This window comes from Cystobacter fuscus, assembly GCF_044360685.1.
In the GTDB taxonomy this organism is placed as follows: Bacteria; Myxococcota; Myxococcia; order Myxococcales; family Myxococcaceae; genus Cystobacter; species Cystobacter fuscus_C.
Genome location: NZ_CP043491.1, coordinates 7,182,901 through 7,206,939, shown reverse-complemented (window position 1 = coordinate 7,206,939; position 24,039 = coordinate 7,182,901). Strand labels below are relative to the sequence as shown.

19 protein-coding genes are annotated in these 24,039 nt (G+C 67.3%); 9 read left to right on the top strand and 10 right to left on the bottom strand.

Annotated elements, in window-relative coordinates; genetic code table 11:
* The first annotated feature begins 118 nt into the window (after positions 1-118).
* Entirely contained in the window at positions 119-361 is a 243-nt protein-coding gene (locus tag F0U63_RS29335; protein WP_395834749.1) for a hypothetical protein, read from the top strand.
* 81 nt (positions 362-442) lie between these two features.
* Positions 443-1,267: an SDR family oxidoreductase gene (locus F0U63_RS29330; RefSeq protein WP_395834747.1), complete on the top strand. Its 825-nt coding sequence runs from the start codon at positions 443-445 to the stop codon at positions 1,265-1,267.
* 19 nt (positions 1,268-1,286) lie between these two features.
* Here the strand turns inward: F0U63_RS29330 and F0U63_RS29325 are convergent, their stop codons facing one another.
* Positions 1,287-2,006, bottom strand: a complete 720-nt coding sequence (locus F0U63_RS29325; RefSeq protein ID WP_395834745.1) for a siderophore-interacting protein — start codon at positions 2,004-2,006, stop codon at positions 1,287-1,289.
* A gap of 389 nt (positions 2,007-2,395) precedes the next feature.
* Positions 2,396-3,388: a hypothetical protein gene (locus F0U63_RS29320; protein ID WP_395834743.1), complete on the bottom strand. Its 993-nt coding sequence runs from the start codon at positions 3,386-3,388 to the stop codon at positions 2,396-2,398.
* Between the two features lie 436 nt (positions 3,389-3,824).
* Here F0U63_RS29320 and F0U63_RS29315 point away from each other — a divergent pair, with 436 nt between their 5' ends.
* Positions 3,825-4,445: a malectin domain-containing carbohydrate-binding protein gene (locus F0U63_RS29315; RefSeq protein ID WP_395834741.1), complete on the top strand. Its 621-nt coding sequence runs from the start codon at positions 3,825-3,827 to the stop codon at positions 4,443-4,445.
* A gap of 780 nt (positions 4,446-5,225) precedes the next feature.
* Here the strand turns inward: F0U63_RS29315 and F0U63_RS29310 are convergent.
* The 3 genes from F0U63_RS29310 to F0U63_RS29300 form a co-directional block, all read right to left on the bottom strand.
* Positions 5,226-5,564, bottom strand: coding sequence for a hypothetical protein (locus tag F0U63_RS29310; RefSeq protein ID WP_395834739.1), 339 nt, complete (start codon positions 5,562-5,564; stop codon positions 5,226-5,228).
* A gap of 482 nt (positions 5,565-6,046) precedes the next feature.
* Positions 6,047-7,258: an FAD-dependent monooxygenase gene (locus F0U63_RS29305; protein ID WP_395834737.1), complete on the bottom strand. Its 1,212-nt coding sequence runs from the start codon at positions 7,256-7,258 to the stop codon at positions 6,047-6,049.
* Between the two features lie 57 nt (positions 7,259-7,315).
* A complete protein-coding gene (locus F0U63_RS29300; RefSeq protein ID WP_395834735.1) occupies positions 7,316-7,813 on the bottom strand; it encodes a MarR family winged helix-turn-helix transcriptional regulator in 498 nt (165 codons plus the stop codon).
* Positions 7,814-8,078: 265 nt separating this feature from the next.
* On the opposite strand from F0U63_RS29300, the gene hutH reads away from it, so the two are divergent.
* Positions 8,079-9,704, top strand: coding sequence for a histidine ammonia-lyase (gene hutH / locus F0U63_RS29295; RefSeq protein ID WP_395834733.1), 1,626 nt, complete (start codon positions 8,079-8,081; stop codon positions 9,702-9,704).
* Between the two features lie 346 nt (positions 9,705-10,050).
* A complete protein-coding gene (locus F0U63_RS29290; RefSeq protein WP_395834731.1) occupies positions 10,051-11,925 on the top strand; it encodes a discoidin domain-containing protein in 1,875 nt (624 codons plus the stop codon).
* A gap of 36 nt (positions 11,926-11,961) precedes the next feature.
* On the opposite strand, the gene F0U63_RS29285 is transcribed toward F0U63_RS29290, so the two are convergent.
* Positions 11,962-14,193: a sensor histidine kinase gene (locus F0U63_RS29285; RefSeq protein ID WP_395834729.1), complete on the bottom strand. Its 2,232-nt coding sequence runs from the start codon at positions 14,191-14,193 to the stop codon at positions 11,962-11,964.
* Between the two features lie 248 nt (positions 14,194-14,441).
* Here F0U63_RS29285 and F0U63_RS29280 point away from each other — a divergent pair, with 248 nt between their 5' ends.
* Complete coding sequence (locus F0U63_RS29280; RefSeq protein WP_395834727.1) at positions 14,442-15,581, top strand: sensor histidine kinase; 1,140 nt, start codon at positions 14,442-14,444, stop codon at positions 15,579-15,581.
* Positions 15,582-15,607: 26 nt separating this feature from the next.
* Here F0U63_RS29280 and F0U63_RS29275 read toward each other — a convergent pair whose 3' ends face one another.
* Both F0U63_RS29275 and F0U63_RS29270 read right to left on the bottom strand, forming a co-directional pair.
* Positions 15,608-16,828: an adenylate/guanylate cyclase domain-containing protein gene (locus tag F0U63_RS29275; protein ID WP_395834725.1), complete on the bottom strand. Its 1,221-nt coding sequence runs from the start codon at positions 16,826-16,828 to the stop codon at positions 15,608-15,610.
* Positions 16,829-16,943: 115 nt separating this feature from the next.
* Complete coding sequence (locus tag F0U63_RS29270; protein WP_395834723.1) at positions 16,944-17,843, bottom strand: DMT family transporter; 900 nt, start codon at positions 17,841-17,843, stop codon at positions 16,944-16,946.
* Positions 17,844-17,977: 134 nt separating this feature from the next.
* Here F0U63_RS29270 and F0U63_RS29265 point away from each other — a divergent pair, with 134 nt between their 5' ends.
* From F0U63_RS29265 to F0U63_RS29255, 3 genes are all read left to right on the top strand, one after another.
* Positions 17,978-18,868 carry a LysR substrate-binding domain-containing protein gene (locus F0U63_RS29265; RefSeq protein WP_395834721.1) on the top strand — a complete coding sequence of 297 codons (891 nt, stop codon included), beginning with the start codon at positions 17,978-17,980 and terminating at the stop codon, positions 18,866-18,868.
* 182 nt (positions 18,869-19,050) lie between these two features.
* Positions 19,051-20,823: a hypothetical protein gene (locus F0U63_RS29260; RefSeq protein WP_395834719.1), complete on the top strand. Its 1,773-nt coding sequence runs from the start codon at positions 19,051-19,053 to the stop codon at positions 20,821-20,823.
* 221 nt (positions 20,824-21,044) lie between these two features.
* Complete coding sequence (locus tag F0U63_RS29255; protein ID WP_395834717.1) at positions 21,045-22,310, top strand: alpha/beta hydrolase family protein; 1,266 nt, start codon at positions 21,045-21,047, stop codon at positions 22,308-22,310.
* Positions 22,311-22,377: 67 nt separating this feature from the next.
* On the opposite strand, the gene F0U63_RS29250 is transcribed toward F0U63_RS29255, so the two are convergent.
* Together F0U63_RS29250 and F0U63_RS29245 are read right to left on the bottom strand one after the other, a co-directional pair.
* Positions 22,378-23,160, bottom strand: coding sequence for a DNA/RNA non-specific endonuclease (locus tag F0U63_RS29250; protein ID WP_395834715.1), 783 nt, complete (start codon positions 23,158-23,160; stop codon positions 22,378-22,380).
* Positions 23,161-23,282: 122 nt separating this feature from the next.
* Entirely contained in the window at positions 23,283-23,987 is a 705-nt protein-coding gene (locus F0U63_RS29245; protein ID WP_395834713.1) for a hypothetical protein, read from the bottom strand.
* Positions 23,988-24,039 lie beyond the last annotated feature (52 nt).

The following is a 24,039-nucleotide window of genomic DNA, read 5'->3' as shown; positions in this document are numbered from 1 at the left end:
GAGGGCTGTTCGAGGAGGTGTTGGGTCGTCGGTTTGCTGTTTGACATATACGAGTTCTTGTCCCAAAACAGGAAGGGACGGAACTCTCCGTCTGCACTCATTCCAAGAGGTTTGCACCATGATGAAGACACTGAAGATGGGACTGTTCGGACTGGCGCTGGGCGTGGCCGGGGCCCTGGTTCTTCCCTCGACGGAGGCCGTGGCGCAGACGGATCAGGGCAACGCCTCCAACACTGTGTGCTGCTCACGCTGCAACCCCAACTACGTGGGATGCATCGGCAATGGCAGCAACTCGGCGGTGAACGCCGTCTGTGGGATGGTCCGCGCCGTGTGTGAGAACACCTGTAACCGCACCTGCTGACGCGCCACGGGCCGGGCAGGTGTGCGATCTACAGCCCGAAAATGAGCCACGGGGGCGGAGACCGTATTAGAGAGAGCGGTCATGACGACCCAACGCATCTTCATTACAGGTGGTGCCAGTGGCCTCGGCCGGGCGATCGCGCTGCGCTATGCGCGGGCGGGCTGGCGGGTGTGCATCGGCGACGTGAACGCCACGCGCGGCGCCGAGGTGCTGCGTGAGCTCCAGCCGCTCGCGGCCGCGGCGCTCTACCTGCCGTGTGACGTGACGCGCGCGGAGGACCTGCGCGCGGTGGCCGAGCGGCTCACGGCCGACTGGGGTGGGGTGGACGTGGTGGTGAACAACGCGGGCGTCGCCGCGCCGGGCGCCCTCGAGGACGTGCCCCTGGAGGATTGGGAGCGGGTGCTGGACATCAACGTGATGGGGGTGGTGCGCGGCTGCCACGTGTTCACCCCCTTGTTCAAGCGCCAGGGCCACGGCCACTTCGTCAACGTCTCCTCGCTCGCGGGCCTGCTCGATGTGCCCCGCGCCTCCTGCTACAACGCCTCCAAGGCGGCCGTGGTGTCACTGTCGGAGACGTTGCAGAACGAGTTCGCCGGCACGGGGCTGGAGGTGACGCTCGTGTGTCCCTCCTTCTTCAAGACCAACCTCGCCGAGTCCCTGCGCAACGTGGACTCCGCCACCCGCGCGGCGGTGAACCGGGTGCTCGAGCGCTCGAAGGTGTCCGCGGAGGACATCGCCGAGCAGATCTTCCAGGCCGTGCGCGAGCGCACCTTCTACGTCCTGCCCCACGCGCAGGGCCGCCAGGCCTGGCTCATGAAGCGCCTGCTGCCGCGTCCGCTCTACATGCGCGTCATCAACAAGCAGATGCGCCGGATGCGTGGCTCCGACTCCCTCAAGGACGGCTGAGCCTCCATCCCTGGTGGATTCAGTCGAGCCCGTGCTTCCCCGCGGACCAGTACGCCTTCACCTTCTGCGCCGCGCCCACGCCGTCTTGCCGGAGCCGTGCGCGCAGCGCCTGGATGGCCTGCGCCCGACCCGTCATGACGAGGTGCGCGCCCGGATGCCGCTTCAGTGCGGCGCCCAGGCGCTCCGCCACCGCGGGCAGGTGTCCCTCGTCGGGCGCGCGCTCCACCAGGGCGCTGTCCGACAGGTGGAACTCGCGCAGCACCGACTCGGACGCGTCTCGGGAGGAGACCTCGAACACCTGCTCGACACCCTCCGCACCGGCCCGCAGGTTCCGCAGCGTGTGGGCCACGGCGAAGGACGTCTCGTCTCCGAACAGCACCACGGGCCCTTGAAGGGACGAGAGTGCCAGGGAACCGCGAGGCCCCATGAACTGGCAGCGGTCCCCCACCCGCACGTGGCGGCCCCACTCCGCGCCGGGGCTGTTGCCATGGAGGTAGACGAGCAACTGCGTCGCCCCGCGAGCCGAGTCCCACGCCAGGGGCGTGTACGTCCGCATCCCTTCGCGTGGAAGGAACACCTGCACCTTGTCCCCCGCGCTCCAGGAGACGCCGCGCAGCGCCTCGCCTTCCAGCTCCATCCAGCGAAAGCGAGGTGAGACGTCACGCACCTGCGCTACCCGCGCGTCGCGGAACAGGAACCGCCCCAGCATGCCTCCGAGAATCGCCTTTCCTGACGCCATTCCGTATCACTCCCGGGGCTTCCTGCCCCTTTCACGCGGGCCATCCTCGCACCGGCCCGCCAGAGTGGGAATGAACTCGTGTGACGGGAAGATGAAGAAGCGTGAAGCACTCGGGCGCGACCTCCGGAAAGGCGAGGAGAGGACACGTGCCCGGGTGAGGAGCGGGCGGAGGTCCGGATGGCGCTGGACTCCCCCCTATACGCAGCACTCCAGGTACCTGGCCGCGCGTTCCACTCCACGTACCGGAGCAGGCCAAGCCCCACCTCGCTCGCCTCCGCCAGTTCGGGAACAGGCGGGTCGACTGCGCCAGCGCCCCCTCCAACTGTGGTTGGTAGGGTAGGCCCCCAGCTGACACACGTCCCTCTCCCGCGCAAGTGACAGGCTCGCATTCAAGCATCGCCGACGACTTGAACGCCGAATTGTTTGAACCGTGCGAGCGCCTCGTCAGGCGCCACGAGCGTTTCAGGGAGATACAGTCCGCCGTCGGCGGCGGGCCGACCGTCCAACCCCAGGACGCGCTCGATGGCGACCAACACCCCCAGGGCCGTGAGATGCGCATTGCCAGAGGGGCCGGACACCATCGTCCGACGACTGGCCCGCTGACCGTCCCTCAGGAGCCCCTCGATGTCGATGTAGAGGTCATGGGAGGCCTGGCGTCCGGAGCGAGTGCCGAGGGACTCGCCTTGCAGGAAGTCGAAGCGGACGTTCGCCGCGCCGGTGATCGCCGCGAGGCTCGGCACGTCGAGTACGGACATCGGAACACCCTGTACGACGCTCTCATCCGAGAGACGAACAGGTCTCGCGTGCCGTGTAGCGTCAACCCAGGCCCACTTCCCGGCTTCACGTAGCAGCGCCCGGCCGACGAAGTGCTCGACGTCGCCAGCGGTCATCGGGCCAATCGGATCACGAGCGTCGAAGAGCCCCGCCACCTGGATGGAGTCGACACGGCTGAACACTTCGGCTGCCTTGCTCGCAACGAGGGTCAGCACGCCCGCCTGCCAGTGGCCGAGCAGAACGAGGGGGCGTTTCGGGGGTGTTCTCAATGCCGTGAAGGTGATGGGTGCAATGTCCTCGGCCTGCTTCGTGATGCCAATGTGGGCGATGCCCTGCGCGAGAGCGGCGTGGATGAGACTGTCGCCCGGGTCTTGCATGGCCGCGACGATGAGGTCGATGGGCCCCACCTCGCGCAGTCCCCGCGCGGAATCCGCCACATCGAGATGGGCCGTCGTGGCACCGCCCAACTCCTGGGCGAGCGCCGCTCCCTTCTCGGGATTCCGCCCCGCGAGGATGAGTTCGACGTCCTTGCTGACCTTCCTGACGTGCCGCGCGATGGCGCTGCCCACGAGTCCGTAACCGCCTGCGATGAGAATGCGTGACTTCATGACGACCCCCTGTCATCCGCTACCTACCAAAAGTAGGTTACCAGTAGTAATATAGGGCGTGGGTATCCGGGTCAAGCGAACCTCTTCGATGACTCGGGAAGCCAGCGAACGAGCGGAGCATGCATTGGCCACAGCGAAACGAATGGCGAAGGAGCAGCGAAGGCGTCGTGGATGAAGACGGCCGGACGCTGCTGGCCCTTGGTCTACCCCTTCTCTGCGCGCTGGATGGCAGTCGGCGGGGCGACTTCTTGAATTCTTATACGCGGATTATCAGCAGCGCACCCAGCCAATCCGCGACGAGAGCGACCCGGGCATCGATGCTTGCCGCTGCCGCACTCACCCAAAGCATATTGTCTGTCATGGCACGCCGTGCTAGCCACGACGCGACGAGCGCGCCCCGACGTCGATTCGTCATTCATATTCAAGGAGCTCGATCATGAAGGTTGTATCTCAGATTCTTGTCTCGCTGTTGTGCTCGGCCGGTGTTGCGGGCTGCCTCTCGCCAGAGGAGCCGAGCGGTCAGCCCAACACCGCACTCTCGCAGACCGCGGCGGCTGTGACCGACGGCGCCAGCGTGGAGCGCACAGTGCTGCCGCCGCATGATGTCTACGCGGTGAACGCTGGCGGTGACGCGGCGGGTGGCTTCACCGCGGATGACTACTTCACGCAAGGCGACGTGTTCTCGAATGTCTCCCAGCCAGTGAACACCACGGATGTGTACCTCGCGGGGCCGCCCGAGCTCTACTCGGATGCGCGCCAGGGTGGTCAGTTCGGCTACTCGTTCACGGGGCTGAATCCGGGGATCAATTACGCCGTGGTTCTCCACTTCGCGGAGCTGTACTTCTCGTTGCCGGGTCAGCGCCGGTTCAATGTGTCCCTCAATGGTAGGGTGTATACCAACATCGATATCGTTTCTCTCGCGGGCGGTCCGTTCAAGGCAACGACTCTGCTGTACTTCGTGCGTGCGGACGCCAACGGCACCATCAACGTGGACTTTTCGCGCGGAGCGAACGATCAGCCGATGGTGAACGGCATCGAGGTGCGTGTCATCGAGTGAGAACATCGCGCCGCGGGGGGGGGGCGATGCGCATGTTGTCCGGGGGGGCGGCGTCCTTCTGGTTGAAGCAACCGAATCACCGTGCCTCCGCAGGGCGGAAAGCCCTGGACGTGTTCGCGTGCGTGAGGTGTGGAGGCGGGCGGCGGGTTCTGGCGGACGTGAATGAAGCGGGAGGGGAGCGCGCGATGCTGGTGCACCTGGGCCTGCCCCCGGCAGGTGCGAGGCGGGCCCTGGCGCGCGAGTTCCCTCAGTCCGCGGGGTGTTGAGGCTCGAGCCGCCCCAGCCCAGAGCGCCAGGCCCCGCCGCGCACCTGCGGGGAGCGCGGCCAGGGCCGGCGTGTACCCCAACGGGCTGCGCGGCTTCTCCACCTCCTGGCGCACGGCTCGGGCCGCCCCCGTCCGGGACCCTCCTCGGCCCCTGCTCTCCAGTCCACCCCCTCTCCACGGGCCTTCCCTCCTTCCTATGCTCGAGAAGTACGTGACGCGGCTGACGTCGGGCGAGGCGGTGGCGGGCTCGTTCACGCTGTCCGAGCCGCATGCGGGCTCGGATCCTCGTGCCATGCCAACTCAAGGCCCCGGCTGCGCGGCATCGCCCAGGCGCTCGACAGCGCCATCATCGCGGACATCGTGTAGACCTACCCGATGGTCGATTTGTTCCTCATCCTGGTGGACCGCGATGGCGAGGAGATCGAGGTCCGGAGGCGCTTGCTGCCCGTGCGCAAGGCGGAGCACTTGCCGCAATCCTTCAAGCAGTGACTTCGTAACGGTCGAGCCAAGCCGCTCAGGGACCGCAGACCCATTGGCCGACAATATTGGAGGTCGTGCTGCCGCTGCGCTCATGACGCAACGTGGCCGGCCGGGGCGGCGATTCGCCTCCGCCAGTCGCTGGACCCGTGAGGGTAATCCGGAGGGTGTGGCCACTGCCGGTAAAGGTCGCGCCCTTCACCATCCCGTTGAAGCCGCCCGGACTGGAAACGCGCGCCACCACACCGTCAATCTTGACGAGCGCCTCGGCGGGCACCTTCGACGCCACATTCCCGGCGGCAATCAGTAGGAGCGGTCCATTCGCTGTCGTTCCAAAACCGCACCGGAGTTCGCCGTTCAGTGGCTCGTTCTGCATGTCTGACTCTGAAAGCGATGCCAGACCCGGCTGACTGCCCGCTCCCTCAGGAGGGGGTCCACCATCCGTGACGGGCGGTATTGCTGGTGCAGGTGTTTCAGCCACTGTGCCGGTCCCCGTCCCACTGTCCTGGGGTGATGGAACAGCGACGGTGGCCCCGGGTTCACGATGAACCGCCGCGCCATCCGGTCTTGTGCAGCCGAGCAGCAGAAGTCCCGCGGCAAGTGAGCTCATGCTGGCGCGAACGTTTTTCGCGGGCTTCGCCGGGGCCCATTTTCGAGAACGCATGGCGCCAACCTATGGCTCGTCAGGAACGTTCGCCAGTGGGCCCTGGTGTCACCGCGCAATGCCCGACGGCACGTCAGCGAGGTGGCTTCTCCTCCCTGCGAGGAGTGGGTGCTGGCGGACGTGAAGGAAGAGGGAAAGGTGCGCGCGAGATGATGCGCCCCTTGCGCCCCTCGCGACGGTGAAGGGGCGGGGGCTCAGGCGGACGTCGCGTGCCCCACGTGGGAGTAGTCCGGCAGGGTGATGCTCTTGTCGGAGGTGGAGACCAGACGGCCCACCAGCCGGCTGATCACGGGCCGGGTGGCGACGCGCAGCAGCGCGTGCTCGAGGGCGATGCCCGCCCGGGTCTTCGGGTTGGCGAGCCGCGGGAGGCCTGGGGGCAGCGACTGGGCGCGCGTGACGTAGGGGCGCAGGATCGCCTCGTAGGACTCGAACGCGGCGCGATGGTCCGCGTGCCGCGCGAGCTCTCCGGCGAGCACATAGGCGCCCACCATCGCGAGGCTGGTGCCCATGCCGGTGAACCCCGAGGGGCAGTAGCCCGCGTCGCCCACCAGGGCCACTCGGCCCCGGGACCATCTCGGCATCTTCACCTGGGCCACGGTATCGAAATAGAAGTCGGGCGCCGTCTCCATCTCGGACAGCACCCGCGGCACCTCCCAGCCGACATCCGCGAAGACCCGCCGCAGCCGGGCCTTCTGCTCGGCCGGCTCGAGCCTGTCGAGTCCCCGCTCCCGAGTGAAGAAGCCCAGGAAGGCCCGGGTCGTCCCCTGGTTGTCGGGACGAAGGATCACGCTGCGGCTCCCGGGCGCGTTGAGCATCCGGCTCCACGTGCCATCCGAGCCGAGGCGCGGAATGGTGAAGTAGGCGACGTAGGCGCCAAAGCTCTTGATCTCCGCCTCGTCGGCGAACACCAGCTCCCGGGTCTTCGAGCGGAGGCCATCGGCGGCGATCACGAGATCGAACGCGCGCTCGGGCCCCTTGAGGAATTGGACGTGGACCTTGTCTCCCCGCTCGACGAGGCCGGCCACCCGGTCTCCGAAGAGATACTCGGTACCATCGCGCGTGCGCTCGTACAGGAGCTTGGCGAGCTCCCCGCGGAGGATCTCCAGCTCCGCGACCGGGCCTTCCCCGCCGAAGGCCGTCGCGGGGAGCGAGGCGCGCGTGCGGCCCGCCTCATCCACGAAGTGGATGCCCTCCTCCGTGGTGTTCCGCGCGCGGACCTCGTCCTCGAGGCCCATGAGGCGCGCGACCTCCCGGCCTCCGCCGCGCAGGTCCACGTTCTGGCCACCGGTGCGCAATTCCTCCGCGCGTTCCACGAGGGTGGTCTTCATGCCGTAGCGGTTGAGCCAGTAGGCCAGCGCGGGTCCGGCGATGCCCGCTCCGGTGATGAGGATGGATGCGTGTGTCATGAGGTTGCTCCTGCCTGTGTTGACTGCGCTCCGGGCGGCGACCGCGCCGCTGGAGGGTTACTCCTCGGACCGCGCGGGACGGACCGCGGCCCGGTAGAGCTCCACGAGCTGGCCGAGAAAGCGTTCGATCACCTTGCGCTCGGACGCACTGAGCTGGCCGAAGAGCGCCTCCAGGTCGTTGAACGCCGGGGTCATCTCCGCGAGGGCGCGTTGCACGGAGGCCGCGGCCGGCACGACGAGCACCTTGCGCCGATCCGCGTCATGTCGTTCCCGGGAGACATGGCCCGCACGCTCCAGCCGATCGGTGATCTGGGTACTCGCGGCGGTGGTCACCCCGAGTTGTGTGGCCAGGACGCCAGGGGTCAGCGGCCCATGGGTGATCAACTGCTCCATCGCCGCCAGGTCCGTGGCGTTCACCTCCAGGACCTCGCCCAGCTTCCTCTCGATCTGGCGCGTGAGCATGGAGATCTCCTGCAACCGCTGGCCGATCGGATCCTCCGCGACTCGCGCGGCACTGCCCGACAGCCCTCCTCGAGATGAACCCTTTTTCGTCATCGCTGGACCACCGCCGGAGCCCTGTCCGGAAAATCTAAATTTATTTATTACTAAGTTTCTTAAGTATATAGGTATGAGGAGGAGGGCGCGCAAGGGAATCTTCCGGGAGGGGGGCGCGCGATGCTGGAGCACCTGGGCCTGCCCCCGGCAGCGGCCCTCCTCGGCCCCTGCGATCCAGTCCACCACCTCTCCATGGGCCTTCACTCCTGCCTATGCTCCAGTGGTTCGAATCTGGCGCCAGGCAACGCAGAGCAGAAAGACATTCATGACGACGACACTCATCGACGGTTTCAATCTCAGCGCGGAACAGGTGGTCGCCATCGCCCGCGATCCCTCCATCAAGGTCGGTCTGGCGGATTCCGCCCGCGCCGCGCTCAAGGAAAGCCGCGACTACATCGAAGCCACCTGGATGCATGACGAAGCGCCGATGATGTACAGCTTCAATACCGGCGTCGGCCTGCTCAAGGACACCCGCATCAAGGTCGAGCATATCGAGCTGTTCCAGACCCAGGTGATCATGGCGCATGCGGCCGGTCTGGGCGAGCCCTTCTCCGAAGAGGTGAGCCGCGCCACCCTGCTGCTGCGCGCGAACGCCTTCGCCAGCAATTATTCGGCGTCGCGGGTCGAGGTGCTCGACCGCCTGCTGGCCTTCCTGAACGCCGGCATCCATCCGGTGATGCCGCAGAAGGGCTCGGTCGGCGCCTCCGGGGACCTGGCGCCGCTGGCCTACCTGGCCGCCGCCATCACCGGCTTCGACAAGGCGGAAGTGATCTACCAGGGCCGGCGCATGAGCGCGCCGGAAGCGATCGCCAGTGCCGGCATCACTCCCGTCAAGTTCGACCTCAAGGCCAAGGATGCGTCGGCGCTGATCAACGGCTGCACGGTGTCACTGGCGGTGGCGGCGCTGGCCGCGAAGGATGCCCGCGACCTGCTGGCCGACGCCTGCCTGTCGCTCGGCCTGACGCTGGAAGCGCTGCGCGCGGAGATGTCCGGCTTCGACGAGCGCATTCACAAAGCGCGCCCGCATCCGGGCCAGATCAAGACCGCCGCCATCATCCGCAAGCTGCTCGAGGGCTCCACCCGCACCAGCCACGAGGCGCGCGCGGTGCGGTTCCCGGAAGAACTGCGCCGCACCGATATCCCGTACACGCCGCGCATCCAGGATGTGTATTCGCTGCGCTGCGCGCCGCAGGTCTACGGCCCGGTGTTCGATGCGCTCGACTATGTCGACACCATCATCGGCAACGAGATCAATTCCGCCACCGATAATCCGCTGATCTTCGGCAAGGAAGGCGGCGGTTTCGAGATCATTTCAGGCGGTAACTTCCACGGCCAGTACCTGGCGCAGGCCATGGACCTGCTGGCCATGGCGGTGACCGACCTCGGCAGCATCTGCGAGCGCCGCATCGCGCGCCTGATCGATCCCACCCTGTCCTGGGGCTTGCCGCGCAATCTGATGACCGGCATCCGCGGCGTCAACACCGGCTATACGGTGGTGCAGTGCTCGATGAGCGCGCTGGTGATGGAAAACCGCACGCTGTGCATGCCGGGCAGCGTGGACAGCATTCCGGCCAAGGGCAACAGCGAAGACCACATCTCCAACTCCACCTGGTGCGCGCGCAAGGCGGCCACCGTGGTGGCCAACACCCAGTACATCGTCGGCGTCGAAATGCTGATGGCGGCGCAGGGTCTGACCATGACCGAAGCGCTGCTGCCAGGCTTCGTGCTGGGGCAGGGCACGCAGGCGGCGTATGAGGAAGTCCGGCGCCAGCTCCCGGCTTGCCTCGACGGCGACCGCTGGTTCCATGACGATATCGCGACGGCGCGCTCCTTCGTCACCACCGGCTCGGTGCGCGCGGCCGTGGAAAGGAAGATAGGCAGCTTCGCCTGAAGGCAGGGCGCTGCTCACGGACACCACTCCCGAGGAGCCATTCGTACTCGCCCGGCCTCTGCCGAAAGAGCCCTATGGCAGCTCTCCTGCCTATACGGCATCGCGCCTTATCTCTAACAAAAAGAGAATACTGTTCGCTCTTGGATATTCCAGCCTGAACCGATACAGTCACATGCATCGAGCGGATCGCCGCTCCTGATCGGTCACGAAACGGTCACGGGTCGCTCGTCGTGAAGGTCGCGGCACCAACGAAAGGCAATTCAACATGACTGTATTTTCTCGAGTGGGCATGGGCCTTGGGCTCATGGGCCTTCTCGCGTGTGGTGGACCTGGCGACACGCAGGGAATGGACTCCAAGCAGTCGGAGTCCGCGGTAGCGCTGCCGACGTCGCGGTCGTGTACCTCGGTGCCTTGTCTGCCCAACCTGGCACGCTCGGCGACGGTCACCGTCTCGAGCACGACGGGCAGCAGTTCGACCCAGCCCGACACCCGTTGGGCTATTGACAAGGCACTGGACGGCAATCGGGACTCGGTGGATGGCGCCTATGGCTGGTCCTCCATGAGCAGTGGTGCGGAGAACACCACCCAGTGGATCAGCTTTGATTTTGGGGCCCAGCGCTCCGTCAACGAGGTGCAACTCTACGCACGCAATGATGCGACGTATAGCACCGTGCTGGGTGATGGTTTCCCCCGGGACTTCGTCATCGAGATCTCCCAGGACGGGGCGAGCTGGACCCCGGTGGTGACGCAGACCAACTACCCCACCCCCACCGAGCAGCTCCAGGCCTTCCGCTTCGGGACGGTGCAGACCCGCTTCCTGCGCATCCGAGCCACGCGGCTGGATGCTGTCGCGGGCGGGAGCTATTACTTCCAGCTCGCCGAGGTGGAGCTGTATGACAATCCGGACCAGCTCACCTATACCTTCTCGGACGGCGAGCAGGTCGCGCTGACCATCGACGCTGGCGAGGCGGTGGCGAGCGAGGACGTGCTCGTGGCGGATGCCTCGGAGCTGGATGGCCTGTTCCAGGAGTATCAGGCCTATATCAACCAGGTGGGAAGCGCCTCGAGCGGAAGCTCCGAGGGCAGGGTCAGCGGCCTCTCCGCGGGCGTCAACACCCACCAGCGCTGCAAGTTCTGGCAGGTGGGTTGCTGGAAGCGGAAGATCATCGATCCGCGCTGGCCCGACAACACGGTCTACTTCGAGTTCCACCGGGAGGTCAGTGAGGCCAACCGGCAGGCCATCCGTGGCTTCATCAACGACTGGAACAACCGGGTCCCGGTGCGCTGGGTCGAGGACACGTCCCGGTTCTCGCGCGTGATGTTCAAGGTGAAGAACCTCTCGGGCGCTTGTGGCAACTCCATCGTGGGCCGCAGCGGGCTGCCGCAGAAGATTCGTATCGATCCGGACTGCGTCACCCAGCGGACCGTGCAGCATGAGATGGGACACGCGATCGGTCTCATTCACGAGCAGCAGCGGTGCGACCGCGACTCCTTCATCACGGGCATTGGCAGCGACAGCAACAACAAGAAGGAGTGTGGCGCCAAGTTCACCACCTTCGGGCCCTATGACTACAGCTCCGTGATGCACTACCGCTCTGGGACGGCCATCAGCCCACAGCCGCAGGGCAGCGTGGGCGAGCCCTGGAGCCCGGGAGGTCTGCTGCTCGGGTGCCATGATCGGCTCGGCATCCACAAGCTCTATGGGGTGGCGGGGGGGCCGGCTCCTACCTCCACGGATGCGACCGTCTGCAACCTCTCGCGGACCGCGACCGTGACGGTGTCCAGCACGACGGGCTACAGCGCGAGTCAGCCGGACGCGCGGTGGACCGCCAACTGGGCAGTGGAGGGGAACCGCAACTCGGTGTCTACCGGTTATGGCTGGTCGAGCATGGCCGCCTCCAGCGCGGCGACGACCCAGTGGATCCGCTTCCAGTTCCCCACCGAGCGGCGGGTGAGCCGCGTGGACATGTACCCGCGTAACGATGCCACCTACGGCACGGTCGTGGGCGACGGCTTCCCGGTCAACTTCAACATCGAGCTGTCGATGGATGGTGTCAGCTGGACGCCCGTCGTCACCCGCACCAACTACCCGCGGCCCACCGGTGTCCAGACCTTTGAGTTCACGGCGCAATCCGCGCGCTTCGTCCGTGTCCTCGCCACCAACCTTCGGAGCGTGGGCGGCAGTTACTACTTCCAGATCGCCGAGATCGAGGTGTTCTGAACCACGGCCCCGGCCGTGAACCTCCCTCCCGCTGGCTCAGCGCTTCACGTCCGCGCGGGGGAGGACCAGCAGGAACTCGGTGTATTGCCCTTCCACGGAGTCGAGCCGGATCTCTCCCCTGTGCTGCCGGACCACGATGTCATGGCAGATGGCCAGCCCCAGTCCTGTTCCCACTCCCGCGGGCTTGGTGGTGAAGAAGGGGCTGAACACCTTGTCGTGGAGCTTGCGCGGGATGCCGGTGCCGTTGTCGCGGATGAGAAGCCGCACCCGAGCGCCCTCGCTCCGGATGCTCACGGTCACCTCGGGAGTGAAGCCCGGCCCCACCTGCTTCCTCTTCTCCGCCACGGCGTACAGGCTGTTGTTGAGGAGGTTCAGGAGGGCCCGCCCGAAGTCCTGCGGAGCCAGCTTCACCCACCCCAGGTCGGGATCCAGGTCCTTGTGGAAGAGCACCTCCAGGCCCGGGTGGGTGCTCCGAAGACTCTGGGAGCTCAGGCTCAGCTGCTCCTCCACCAGCGCATTCAGGTCCGTGAGCACTCGCTCGTTGGCCCGCACGTGGGAGTGTAGCTGCATGGTGCGCAGGATGCTGTCGGCTCGCTTGCCATGCTCTTCGATCTTCCCGACGTTCTGCTCGAGCCAGCTCAGCAGCTCATCCATCCGCTGAAGCGAGGAGCCCCCCTGGTCTGACGGCTGCTCCTTCAGCTCCTCGCGCAGCTCCTTGACGAGACCCGCCGAGAGCTGGGCGAAGTTGTTCACGAAGTTGAGCGGATTCTTGATCTCATGGGCAATGCCAGCCATCAGGGCACCCAGGGACGCAAGCCGCTCCTTTTCCACCAACAACTCCTGCGCCTCCTCGAGCTGCGTCATCGCCCCCTCGAGCTCGAGATTCTTCTCCCGCAGCTCCCGGGTTCTCGCCTCGATACGGCTCTCCAGCCCTTCGTTGGCCTCCCGCAGGGCCGCCTCGCGCCGTTGGAGCTCGTGGGCCATCAGCTCGAAGCCCCGAGCCAACTGCCCCAGCTCGTCGTCGCGCGAGTCGCGGAAGACGACCTGGAAGTCACCCGCCGTCACCTGATCGGTCGCCTGGGTGAAGGCCCTCAGCGGATGGGAGATCTGCCGCCTCAGCACCCAGGACATGATGAGCAGCTCCATGACCAGTGACGCCAGACCAAAGACCAGGACATAGCGCGCGGCCCCAAAGGCCGCCGAGGACACGGTGCTCTGGGGCAGCACCGTCACGAGGTTCCAGTCCGAGCCCTCCAGCCACGCCACGGCGAGGTACTCGTCGTACTCCGGCAGCACCAGCACGGTTTGTCCGGGCGCGCGGCTCTTCACCCGCTCGAAGATGGTGCGCACATGGGCTCGCTCCTCCGTGGAGAGCGCCTGATCGAAGATGGCGTCCAATGGCCGCTTCTCGTTCAGGATGTCGTAGGCGAAGGCGCCGGTCTTCATCTTCATCCCGGGGTGGACGATGAGCTCGGCCTGGTTGCTGAAGATGAGGTTGTAGGCCCCAGGTGGGCTGTCGTTGAGGGTGCGGGCCTTCAACTCCTCGATGAGGATGTCATGACCGATGGACGCGACGTGGCGGCCGTCCAGATCCACCGGTGTGGCGAGCGAGATGGAGATGGGCTCCACCGTGATGGCCGTCCAGGTCATCCGCCGCTGGGGATTGAGCCTGGGCGTGCTGACGGTGAAGAGCTCGAAGTCAGGGTCCATGTTGGCTGGATCGACATCCCGGCACCACGTCGGCTGCTCCGGCCAATAGATGGCGATCGCCGCCTCCGGCAGGAGGATGTATGTATTCGTGAAGCGAACGTGGAAGGCAGGCCCATACAGGTCCACCACGTCATACGCGGCCAGGATCCGGCGGCGGAAGTCGTCATCGACCGTCACGCCGCTGGGAATGAAGACCCCTGGCATGCGCGTGCCATCGAAGCCCTCGGGGCGATTGCGGATCGTCCCATCCGGCAAGGAGATGAACAGACTGTCGAAGCGGGGCCGGGGGTCCAGCGCTTGCCAGGCCCGAAGCCGCTCCTGCATGGCCTTCCTGAGAACGACGTGGTGGCCCTCCGCTTGAGCGCGGATGGCCTGCTCCTGCTGGCCTCGCCTGAGGGCACTGCGCTCCAGCTGTCCGAGGGCTTCCTCGCGGAAGGCCCTGAAGATGTGGAGGTAGCTGAGGAGGGTGGCCAGGGCGATGATCACCGCGACACGCACGCCCATCTGTGTGAGGGTCGAGCGGGCGAGCGAGGAGCGTGGACGGTGAGCCGACAGCATGAAGAGGCCTCCTGCGCTGCCTGACGAAACCCACCGTTGTGACACGGCGCCCCTCCGGCCCAAGAGGCGCCCGGAAAGCCCAGATACACAATCGCGGATCCCGCGGCAAGGCGGGCCCGTCCCCGGTGGGCTTCACCGGGTTGGGGAGCCGCGCTGACCAGAGCCGCCGGGCTGCATGGCCACGGGGGCCCGGTCCTGGTACCATCGGCGCATGGGGGCAACGTTGAGCTGACGGGAGTCCCCACGAGATGTGCGCACTCAAAGTCCCGCCCCCCGTGCCCCACCCCCTGGAACCAGCCGAAGAGTTGCTGCAGGTGGTGCTCGGCCTCACCGACGGCCTCGTCTTCGAGTTCGACGCCGAGGGTCGCTACCTCGCGGCGTGGGCCGGGTCCGAGGCAATGCTGGCGATGCCACGGGAGACGTTCCTGGGACGCCACATTTCCGAGGTGATGGACCCCGCGACCGCGGCGCGGACCCTGGAGAGCATCCAACGCGTGCTGGCCCGGGGAGAGCCCGAGCGCTTCGAGTACTCATTGGAGCTGGAGGGCGGACGCCGCTGGTTCAGCGCCGATGCGAGGCGGGTTCCCCAGCGTCCGGGCGTGGCCTTCCTGGTCCGGGACATCACCCGGCAGAAGACGCTCGAGCTGAGCCTGCTCCAGGCGGACCGGCTGGCGGCCCTGGGGACGTTGGCCGCGGGGGTGGCGCACGAGGTGAGCAACCCCTTGGGTTACATCTCCTCCAACCTGAACTTCCTCGAGGAGGGACTGGCCGAGGTTCGCCAGGCGCTGGCGGGCGCGCCCGGACTCGACCCACAGGCGCGCACGCTGGAGGAGTGCGCGGAGGCGCTCACCGAGGCACGGCAGGGCATCACGCGCATCCGCAACGTGGTGGGCGACCTGAAGACGTTCTCGCGAGGAGAGGACACGTGCCCGGATGAGGAGCGGGCGGATGTCCGGCGGGCGCTGGAGATGTCGCTCAACATGGCCATGCCGGAGCTCCGGCACCGGGCCCGCGTGGTCTGGCAGGCGCAGGAGGTGCCCCCGGTGCGGGGCAGCGAGTCGCGCCTGGGGCAGGTGTTCCTCAATCTGCTGCTCAACGCCGCCCAGGCCCTCCCCGAGGGCGCCCTGGGAGAGAACACCGTGGAAGCCCACCTGCGGGCCGAGGACGGCAAGGTCGTGGTGGAGATCCGGGACACCGGCCACGGCATCCCTCCCGAGAACCTGAAGCGCATCTTCGAGCCGTTCTTCACCACCCGGCCCGCGGGCGTGGGGACGGGCCTGGGGTTGGCCATCTGCCACAGCATCATCATCGCGATGCGGGGCGAGCTCAGCGTGGAGAGCACCGTGGGCAAGGGCACCTGCTTCCGCGTGCGGCTGCCCACCGACTGACCTGAGCGTGCCCGCGCACAAGCGCATCATCGTGCTGGAACGAGTCCCGGCGCGCGCGTCGGCACGAACGTCACCACCGGAGCCGTCTTCCCCGCGACGGGAAGCGGCTCCGCGGGCTCGAAGCGCAGGGCGTCGTCACAGCGCGTCCGGGTGGCCTCGGACACGAGCAGCGACACGCCGACCTTCTTGGTGAGCCCCTCGATGCGGCTGGCGAGGTTCACCGCGTCCCCGATGACGGTGTACTCGCGGCGCTGCGCCGGGCCCACGTCGCCGATGACCACACGCCCCGTGTGCACGCCAATGCCGATGCGCAGGGGCTCCTCACCGCGCGCCTGGCGCTCGGTGTTGAGGCCCTCCAGCGCCTCGAGCATGGCGAGCCCGCAGGAGACCGCCGCCTGGGGATGGCCAGGCAACTCCAGGGGCGCGCCGAAGTAGGCGAGGATGCCGTCGCCGATGAACTTGTCGAGCGTGCCCCCGTGGCGGAACACCACCTCCACCATGCGCGAGAGGTACTCGTTGAGCAGCCGCACCACCTGGGGGCTCTCCAGGCGCTCGGACAGCGAGGTGAAGCCGCGGATGTCGGCGAACAGCAGCGTCACCTCGCGGTGCTCGCCCTCGGCGTGGCCCTTGCCCACCTCGATGATGCGGCGGGCGACCTCGGGGGAGAAGTAGCGGCCCAGGCGCGTGCGGCGCGTCTGCTCCTGGGAGACCTCGAGCACCAGACGGTACATCTGCCGCCGGGTGAAGCCCGCCACGCCCGCGGCGAGGGTGAGCACCAGGGTGACGCCGGGCAGCGTGTGCTCCACCGGGAGCCCCGCCCGCCAGGTGAGCGCCGTCTCCAGGACGATGCCGAGCCCGGTGGCCAGCACCAGCCTCGGCCAGGAGGTCCCCAGGAGCGCCATGAGCATCCCAATGAGGATGAAGATGCCCACCGAGATGCCCGAGATGACCTGGGCCTCGGCGGAGATGGACACCGACGACCACTGGATGAGGAAGATGGCGGGCATGTCGAGCAGCAGCACCGCGAGGTCCGGCTGACGTCGCACCAGCGGCACGACGCGCGAACCGGCCCACGAGGCCGCGGCGAACAGCAGGTAGGCCGCCACTCCCGCCAGGGGCATGGTCCACTCGAAGAAGTAGACGCACACCAGCCATCCGAGCGCGCCCAGGGTGCGGAAGCGGTACACCCAACGCCCCATGCGCTCGCCCTGCGCCTCGAGCCGCTGGCTCAGGATATCGTCGACCATGGACTCGGGGAGCAGGGGGGCGCGCACGACCTGGCAGGCTAGTCTAGCCCACCCGGCTTCTCCAGGTGACAGGACGGCGCCCATCCTCGATTCCGTGGTTCATGGACTCTGGGCCTCACCCGCCGCGCTCCCGCTGACTCAGTGCCACGCTTCCCAGGATCAGTGCGCCCGCGAGCAGCATGGGGAGCGTCAGTGGCTCGTTCAGCAGCAGCCAGGCCCAGGCCAAGGCGAACAATGGCACCACGTAGGTGACGGTGACCGCGCGTGCCGCGCCGATGCGCTGGATCAAGCGGTAGTACAGAGCGTACGCGAGACCGGAGCAGACCACCCCCAGCGCCCCGGCCGACAGCCAGGAGACTGCCGGAATGGGATGTGACGGCCACGTGGCGACCGCGAACGGCAGCGTCATCAATGCCGCGCACGAGAGCGTGGCCGAAGCAACCGCGCCGGCTGGCAGTCCGGTGAGATGACGGCGCACCATGTTCGCGCCGATGCCGTACAGGAACGCGGCCGTCGTGCCTGCCGCCACCGCCCAGCCGATGCTCGCGCCCGCGACCTTGCCGCTGGCCAGCACCACCACGCCGACGAAGCCCGCGAGCAGCCCCACCACCCGCCGGGTTCCGATGCGCTCGCCATAGAACAGGAACGCCACCAGGGCGGTAAACAGGACCGCCATGCTGTTGGTGATCGCGCCGATACCGGCCGGTGCACGTTGCGCGGCCCAGGCGAACAGCACGAACGGCACCGCGGAGTTGAGGGCGCCAATCAGCGCCAGCTTCGGCCACAGCTTCGGCGTGAAGGCCTTTCGGGCTCGCCACAGGAACGGCACCAGCACGAGCGCTCCCAGGGCCAGCCGGAGCTCCACCAGGGGCAGGGCGCCGAAGTCCTTGGCGGCGATGCGCATGAACATGAAGGACGCGCCCCAGATCGCACCCAGCAGCCCCAGCTCGAGCAGCGTGAGCCAGGTGCCTGGGAGCACGGGAGAGGTCGTACGGGTGAGCGCGGGAGAGCTCATGGAGGTTGCCTGTCCTTGGGCGAGAGCGCCGTGACATCAACGTGGTTGGTGTCTGCCCTCTTATTGCCGCCAGCCATGGCAGCCCACAAGCGCATCTTTTTGCTACCAGCCTCAAATATGATTTGAGGCTCGCCATGGCCCTTCGTACGGACTGGATCCCGGCCCTGGCGGCGTTCGAATCCGCTGCCCGCCACCAGAACTTCGCCCACGCGGCGGAGGAGCTGCACCTGACCGCCAGCGCGGTCAGCCACCACGTTCGCAAGTTGGAAGCGCAGCTCGGTGTCGCCTTGTTCCAGCGGCACGCACGTGGCGTCTCGCTGACGGCGGAAGGCCGCCAGCTCGCCGATGCCGCCAGCAGCGCGATCGCCAACATGGACGACGTCATGCGCGGGCTGCGCGACACGCGGGAAGAGCGAGACCGCGTGCGCATCACCACTCTGCACTCGCTGACCTACACCTGGCTGGTGCCGCGCCTGCCGCGGTTCACCGCCGCGCATCCGCACATCCGCCTCAACGTCGACACCGAATTGGCGCTGACCCGCTTCGAAGAGGGTGGCCCCGATCTCGGCATTCGCTACGGTCAGGGGCATTGGCCGGGATTGACCGCGCACCACCTGATGGACGACGCCCTGTTCCCGGCGGCATCGCCGGCGCTGGCGGGCATCCATGGCGTCCATGAAGCGGCGGATGTCGTTAAGCTGCCGCTGATCTCGGATCTTTCGCTCCAGGGCTGGCAGGACTGGTTCCGCGCCGCGGACGTACGCGGCGCACAGCTCGACGAGCGTTACACCTTCAGCGACACCACGGATGCGCTGAAGGGTGCGGTGCATGGACTGGGTGTTGTGCTCGCGCGCGAGCAGATCGCCGTGCCCTACCTTGCCGACGGCCGCCTCGTGCGGCTGCCCGGGCCCAGCGTGCCCACACGTTTTGGCTACTACGTGGTGTATCCGGCACATCGACGCTTGCGGCCGGCTGCGCGGGCCTTCGTTGATTGGGTGCTGAAGCAGCCAGGCCAGCCCGCCTGATCAGCCTGATCATCGCCCGCCCGCCGGAGGTGTCGCCGGAGGTGTCAGACACTTCCGGCGCTGAGGTGTCCGCGCTGAGGTGTCAGACACTTCCGGCTGGCGGGTAGCGAGCCTGTGCTAGCGTGGGCTGCATCCACGTGACGCGGGTCCGGAGCACGGGCCCTGCGCGGGGGGACATGCGCATGGACACTCGACCCGAGGTCGTTCGTTTTCGTACCTCCGCCGAGAGCGGAGAGACGCGAGAGGTCTCCGCCTGGCGCATGGGCCCGGACCTCTACCTGACGGCTTCCACCCACTTGCTGGGACCCCAGTTCCGGGACGTGCGGCGCGTGGTGGTCCGAGCACCCGGCCAGGCGGAGCAGGTGCTCGTCCTGACGTCGGATGACGAGGCCAACCTGGCGCTGCTGGCCCCGGCGGTGGAGGGCGGCGCTCCGATGGGAGGCTCGGAGCTCGTCGTCGAGGTGCTGGGGGCCACGGCAGACGCGAGGGATCAGTGGTCCCTGCTGGCGGATGCGCCGACGGAGAGTGCGAATTGCCTCGTGCTCCTTTCTCCCGCGCAGGGCGGACAGCCTTTGCTGGGCCGGCTCTCTCCACAGGGGGACATGCTGGAGGTGACCACGAGCCCGGAGGCCAACGTGGACATGCGGGAGCTGCCGGGCTGCCCCGTGGTGCGGGGCGGCAAGGTGGTGGGGCTGGTGACCCAGCGGACGCGAGAGGAGGGCCGGGTGCTCGCCGTCACGGCCTCGACCCTCCTGTCACTCTGGTACCGGCGATGCGGTGCCGGGCCGCAGGGGTGGCGGCAGCGGAGCTTCGCCTACGGGACCATCAAGCTGTTCGTGGCGGCCATCGCGGACGCGGAGGGGTGGAAGCGCGAACTCGCCTCCGTGGACCCTCGGTTGGCTCTGGGGTTCGGGGCCTACCAGCTCTCGGTGACGCAGGCCAGGCAGATGCCTCTGCTCATCTTCCTGCTGCGATGCCTGTTGGGACCACTCGTCACGGTGCTCCTGTTCGACCTGGCGCTCACCGGCCCGTTCCTCGTCTACGCCGACGCGTTTCCCCCTGGCATGCTGGAGGGGATGACGCGGGAGCTCACGATGTCCTACTGCATCGCGATCGTGGGCGCGCTGGGGCTCAGCATGCTCACGGGGGTGGGGGCCGCCGTGGGCGCGGCGACGTTGGGGGGCCTCGCGGGCGCGGTCGCGGTGCTCGTCTCGATCCCATTGAGGGATAGCTCCTGGATCGTGGCGGGCATCACCATGGGAACCATGTGTGGGACGGCCTGTGGTGTGCTGTGGATGCAGCGGGCGGACATCCGGCTCTTGCCCTCCCGGGATCAGCTACAGGCGATGGCGTGGGGACTGGCCGAGAGCCTCGTCCTGGTCGCGTCGCTGAGCCTCATCAGCCTCCAATTCATCCAGGCCCAGCTGTTCTGGGGCATGGAGCGGGAGCGGGCGATGGGCGCCGTGCTCGGCCTGCTGCTCGTCACCCCCTGCCTGCTGGCCTTCTTCCTGCGGCGCAAGGAGGCGCCGGGGCAATGGTTCGGGACCGTCCTGCTGGGCATGGTCGCGGTCTTCGCCTTTCTGGGGGTTGTCCTCCAGCCCATCCTGGCGAGTTCCACTTCCTCTGGTCTCGCGTTCGGCATGAGCGTGGGCCTGCTGGTGGGGGTTGCCGTCTGTGGACTCTTCAGCATGATGCATGCCCTGGCGGAGAACTTTGGCGCGGGTCCGTGGAGCGACCTGGCCCCTGTCCTGGGCAACTGCTTGCTGTTGCCACTGCTGGGCCTTGCCTACGCGGGCTCGGCGGGGCTGTTCCTGTCCCGTCTCTCCTGGTGCCTGCTCACCAGTGGCCTGCTGAGCTTCGTGATGATCACCATCCGCAAGTGGGCGCCGATCCGGGCGCGTCACGTCGGTGCTGGCCAACGCGGTTCGGGGCCATGGGTGAGCCCGGGTGTGTAGAGCGGCGCGCTCACGGCGCGGGCCGCCGGGCCGGAAGTGAGGTGCCAGGTGGACTGCTCGATGCGGGGCCTGGGCCTGGGAAGCGGCCTCGAGGACAATATTACGGAGGCAACAATTGGGGGGCCTGGCCGATATAACCATAGGGCTCTTCACGACTGAGGAGCTTCTCTCCCCACCCGGGATTGATCTTGTTCGAGACCGATCCCTCAAGAGGTTCCGCCATGTCCCGTCTTGGCCTCGCAGCCGCCGTGCTCATCGCGTGCGCGCCTGCACTCGCGTCTCCCCCCGCACTCACCGAAGCTCAACAGCTCGCGTCGGTCAGCACACCGTTCGCCGTGTCGCGCGAGCACATCACTGATGACCTCTATCACTATCAATTCGATCTCCGCGTGGGTTCCACGCCGAATGCACGCGTGCGCATCCACCGCGTCGTTCGTGAGCTCTCGCCGTGGCGGCCGCGCCCGACCTCGCAGGCGGTGATGCTGCTGCACGGAGACTTCGCCAACTTCATCACGAACTTCGTGCCGTCACTCGGCCATCCCGCGTCGTCGGCCCCGGGGCTCGCCCCCTATCTGGCGTCGCGCGGCATCGATGCCTGGGGCGTTGATCGGCGCTGGACGCTGCCCACCACGGACGGTGATATCTCCGATCTGGGCGAGATGGGCATCCACCAGGCGATCGGGGACACCGCTGTCGCGCTCGCCTTCGCGCGGGCGACGCGGACCCTCACTGACCGCGATCCAGGCCGGATCGTCCTCGGCGGATTCTCGCATGGCGCCCAGCTCACCTACGCCTATGCCGCCGCCGATGGCCGCCACATCTCGGCGATCGCGGCGCTCGACATCTACTACGACATCGCTCCCGAGGATGCCGACCTGAAGGCCCTGGCGTGCGCCAATGCCGCGGCGGAACGCGATGCCCTGGCCCAGGGGGTCACCGACTCCAGCAACAGCCTCTTCATCACGGCGGGCCAGTTGGCTCGGAGCGCGCCCGAGGAGACGTCACCCCTGTTCTCCGGCTACACGAATCGCGGAGTGGCGCTCACGCTGTCGGGTCTGACCTGGTGGCTCGCGCCGTACACGCCGGTGTACCACCTGAGTGCGCCCATCTTCGACGCCGAGGGCAATGTCACGGGGTTGCGCGAGTCGTCCGAAGAAGACGTGACCGCGTGGTTCGCCAGCGCGCCGCCGCACCAGTCCATGCTCGAGACCGCGGAGTTCGATGAGATCTGGTGCGGCACGACCCCCAGGCCCGAACTCGCGAAGATCCGCGTCCCGCTCTTCTACCTCGGCGCCGCGGGCGGGTTTGGCGACCACGGGCTGTACTCGACGACGAAGGTCTCGTCGACCGATATCACCACGCACGTCGTTCGCCGGTTCGGGCCAGAGCGAGTGGCCGAGGACTTCGGCCATGGTGATCTCTTGTACGCGAAGGACGCGCCCACACTCGCCTGGGGACCGCTCGCGGCGTGGCTGCGGCGCCACTGACCTTGTTCTTCCGTGAGCTGCCTCTCGTCTGGAGGAGAGGCAGCGCGCGGTGCTCGGACGGGCCGGCTCAGTTGCACCCCTGGCTCGACAGCCAGTTCACGCCACGGGTCCGCTCATTCGTGCCGTTTGTGCCACCGTAGTCCACGTTCGAGAAGGACATGGACACGGAGCTCCCCGTGGACTGGTTGCTGATCTCCATCGTCATGTTGTTGGGAATGAGCGCGGTGGAGTTCGGGTAGTTCGCACCGAGGGAGTAGCGCAACCGGCCGCTCGGCAGACTCCCGCATTTGGCCATCTTGTTCTCGAGCTGTACCCAGTTGCCACGGTTGAAGTTGGCATCCTGTGGCACCAGGTTCGCCCGCCCGCCCCAGCCCCCGAGCTGCGAGCCGATGAGATGCCCCCCGTCATAGTCATTGCTGGGGTTTTCCGCGTCGCCCCACTGCCCCACACTCGTCTGGCAGGAGTCGATACGCGGCGCGGCGACGATCGGCGGCAGGTACTTGTACGCCCGGTTCGGCCGGCCCGCACTGTCGATGAAGAAGTACTCGCCGTCGAAGTTGTGCCAGATGCTCCGGTCGCCCGACGGGAAGTATTTCGGGCAATCGCTGATCACCGCCGCGGTGACCCGCCCGCGGTTGACGTACCCGACTCCGTAGGGCGCCATCGCTTGACGGATCTCCTCCTCCGTGTGGCTCTCGAAGAAGTCCATGAGCCCGCTCGGGCCACCGAAATCCCGCTCGAGCTGACTGGCGACCCCATCGCCGCCCAGGTCCACGTCCTGCACACCTCCGCAACCGACGAGACCCAGGCCCCACACCGCGATGACGGACAGCTTGTCCAGGGTGCGCATTCTCTTGGTTCCTCCTCAGCGAGTGCTTGCTCGGAGTTTCTCAGATACCAAGAATCTGGTATTTCTTGTGTGACTTTTCCGCGAGGAGCCTCGAGCAGTTGCCGTCTCCGAGGGCGCGCGCGTCAGAAGTTCACGCAGAGGGCGGCGCCCGCGTTCTCTCCGTCTCCGCTCGGGCGTCTGGCCTGCCGCAGGATGTCGGTCGAGCATCGGGGTCCCAGGCAGCTCACGGCGAGGAAGACGTCCTCCGCCGGGCTCGTGCCGGGCGCGGGCAGCAGCCAGTAGTTCGTATGCGTTGAATTCCTTCCCACGGGCGGCGGTGGATCCAACCTCGCCACCTCGTCTTCGCTGGGAATCCGCCACTGGCTCCCCAGCTTCGAGCAGAGGGCCTGGACCTCGCTGAACCGGACCGAGCCGCCCCTGAGGGGAATGCCCCAGTTCTTGCCTCGGCTCACGAAGCCCGCCTGGGGATTGAGCGCCTGGACCAGGGCCAGGCTCGTACAACAGAGGACGGCGAGGGGCGGCAAGGGTCCGAGGACCATCAGCGGCCGGATGATGCCGCGCGCAACGGGGCCCATCGCGCGCCAGAGGGATCGCGCGATTCCCAGCGCGACAAGCCCCTCGAGCCCCATGACGAGGAAGACCCCGACGGCGGCGAGATCCCTCGCGGAGCCCACGAGGGTCATCGTCACGCCCCACATGGCCAGCATGAGCACGCCCCCCATCGCCATGATGGCGGTCGCGCCGCGGGGCGTGCTCCGCCAGGGGGACTTCTTCCCCGGCGTCCAGTGGAGCTCCTCCTGGAGCTGTTCGTCGTCGTTCCCCATCATCCAGCCTCCTGACCCACCACTTCAGCACTCGGACGGCTGGGACAGGAAGGGC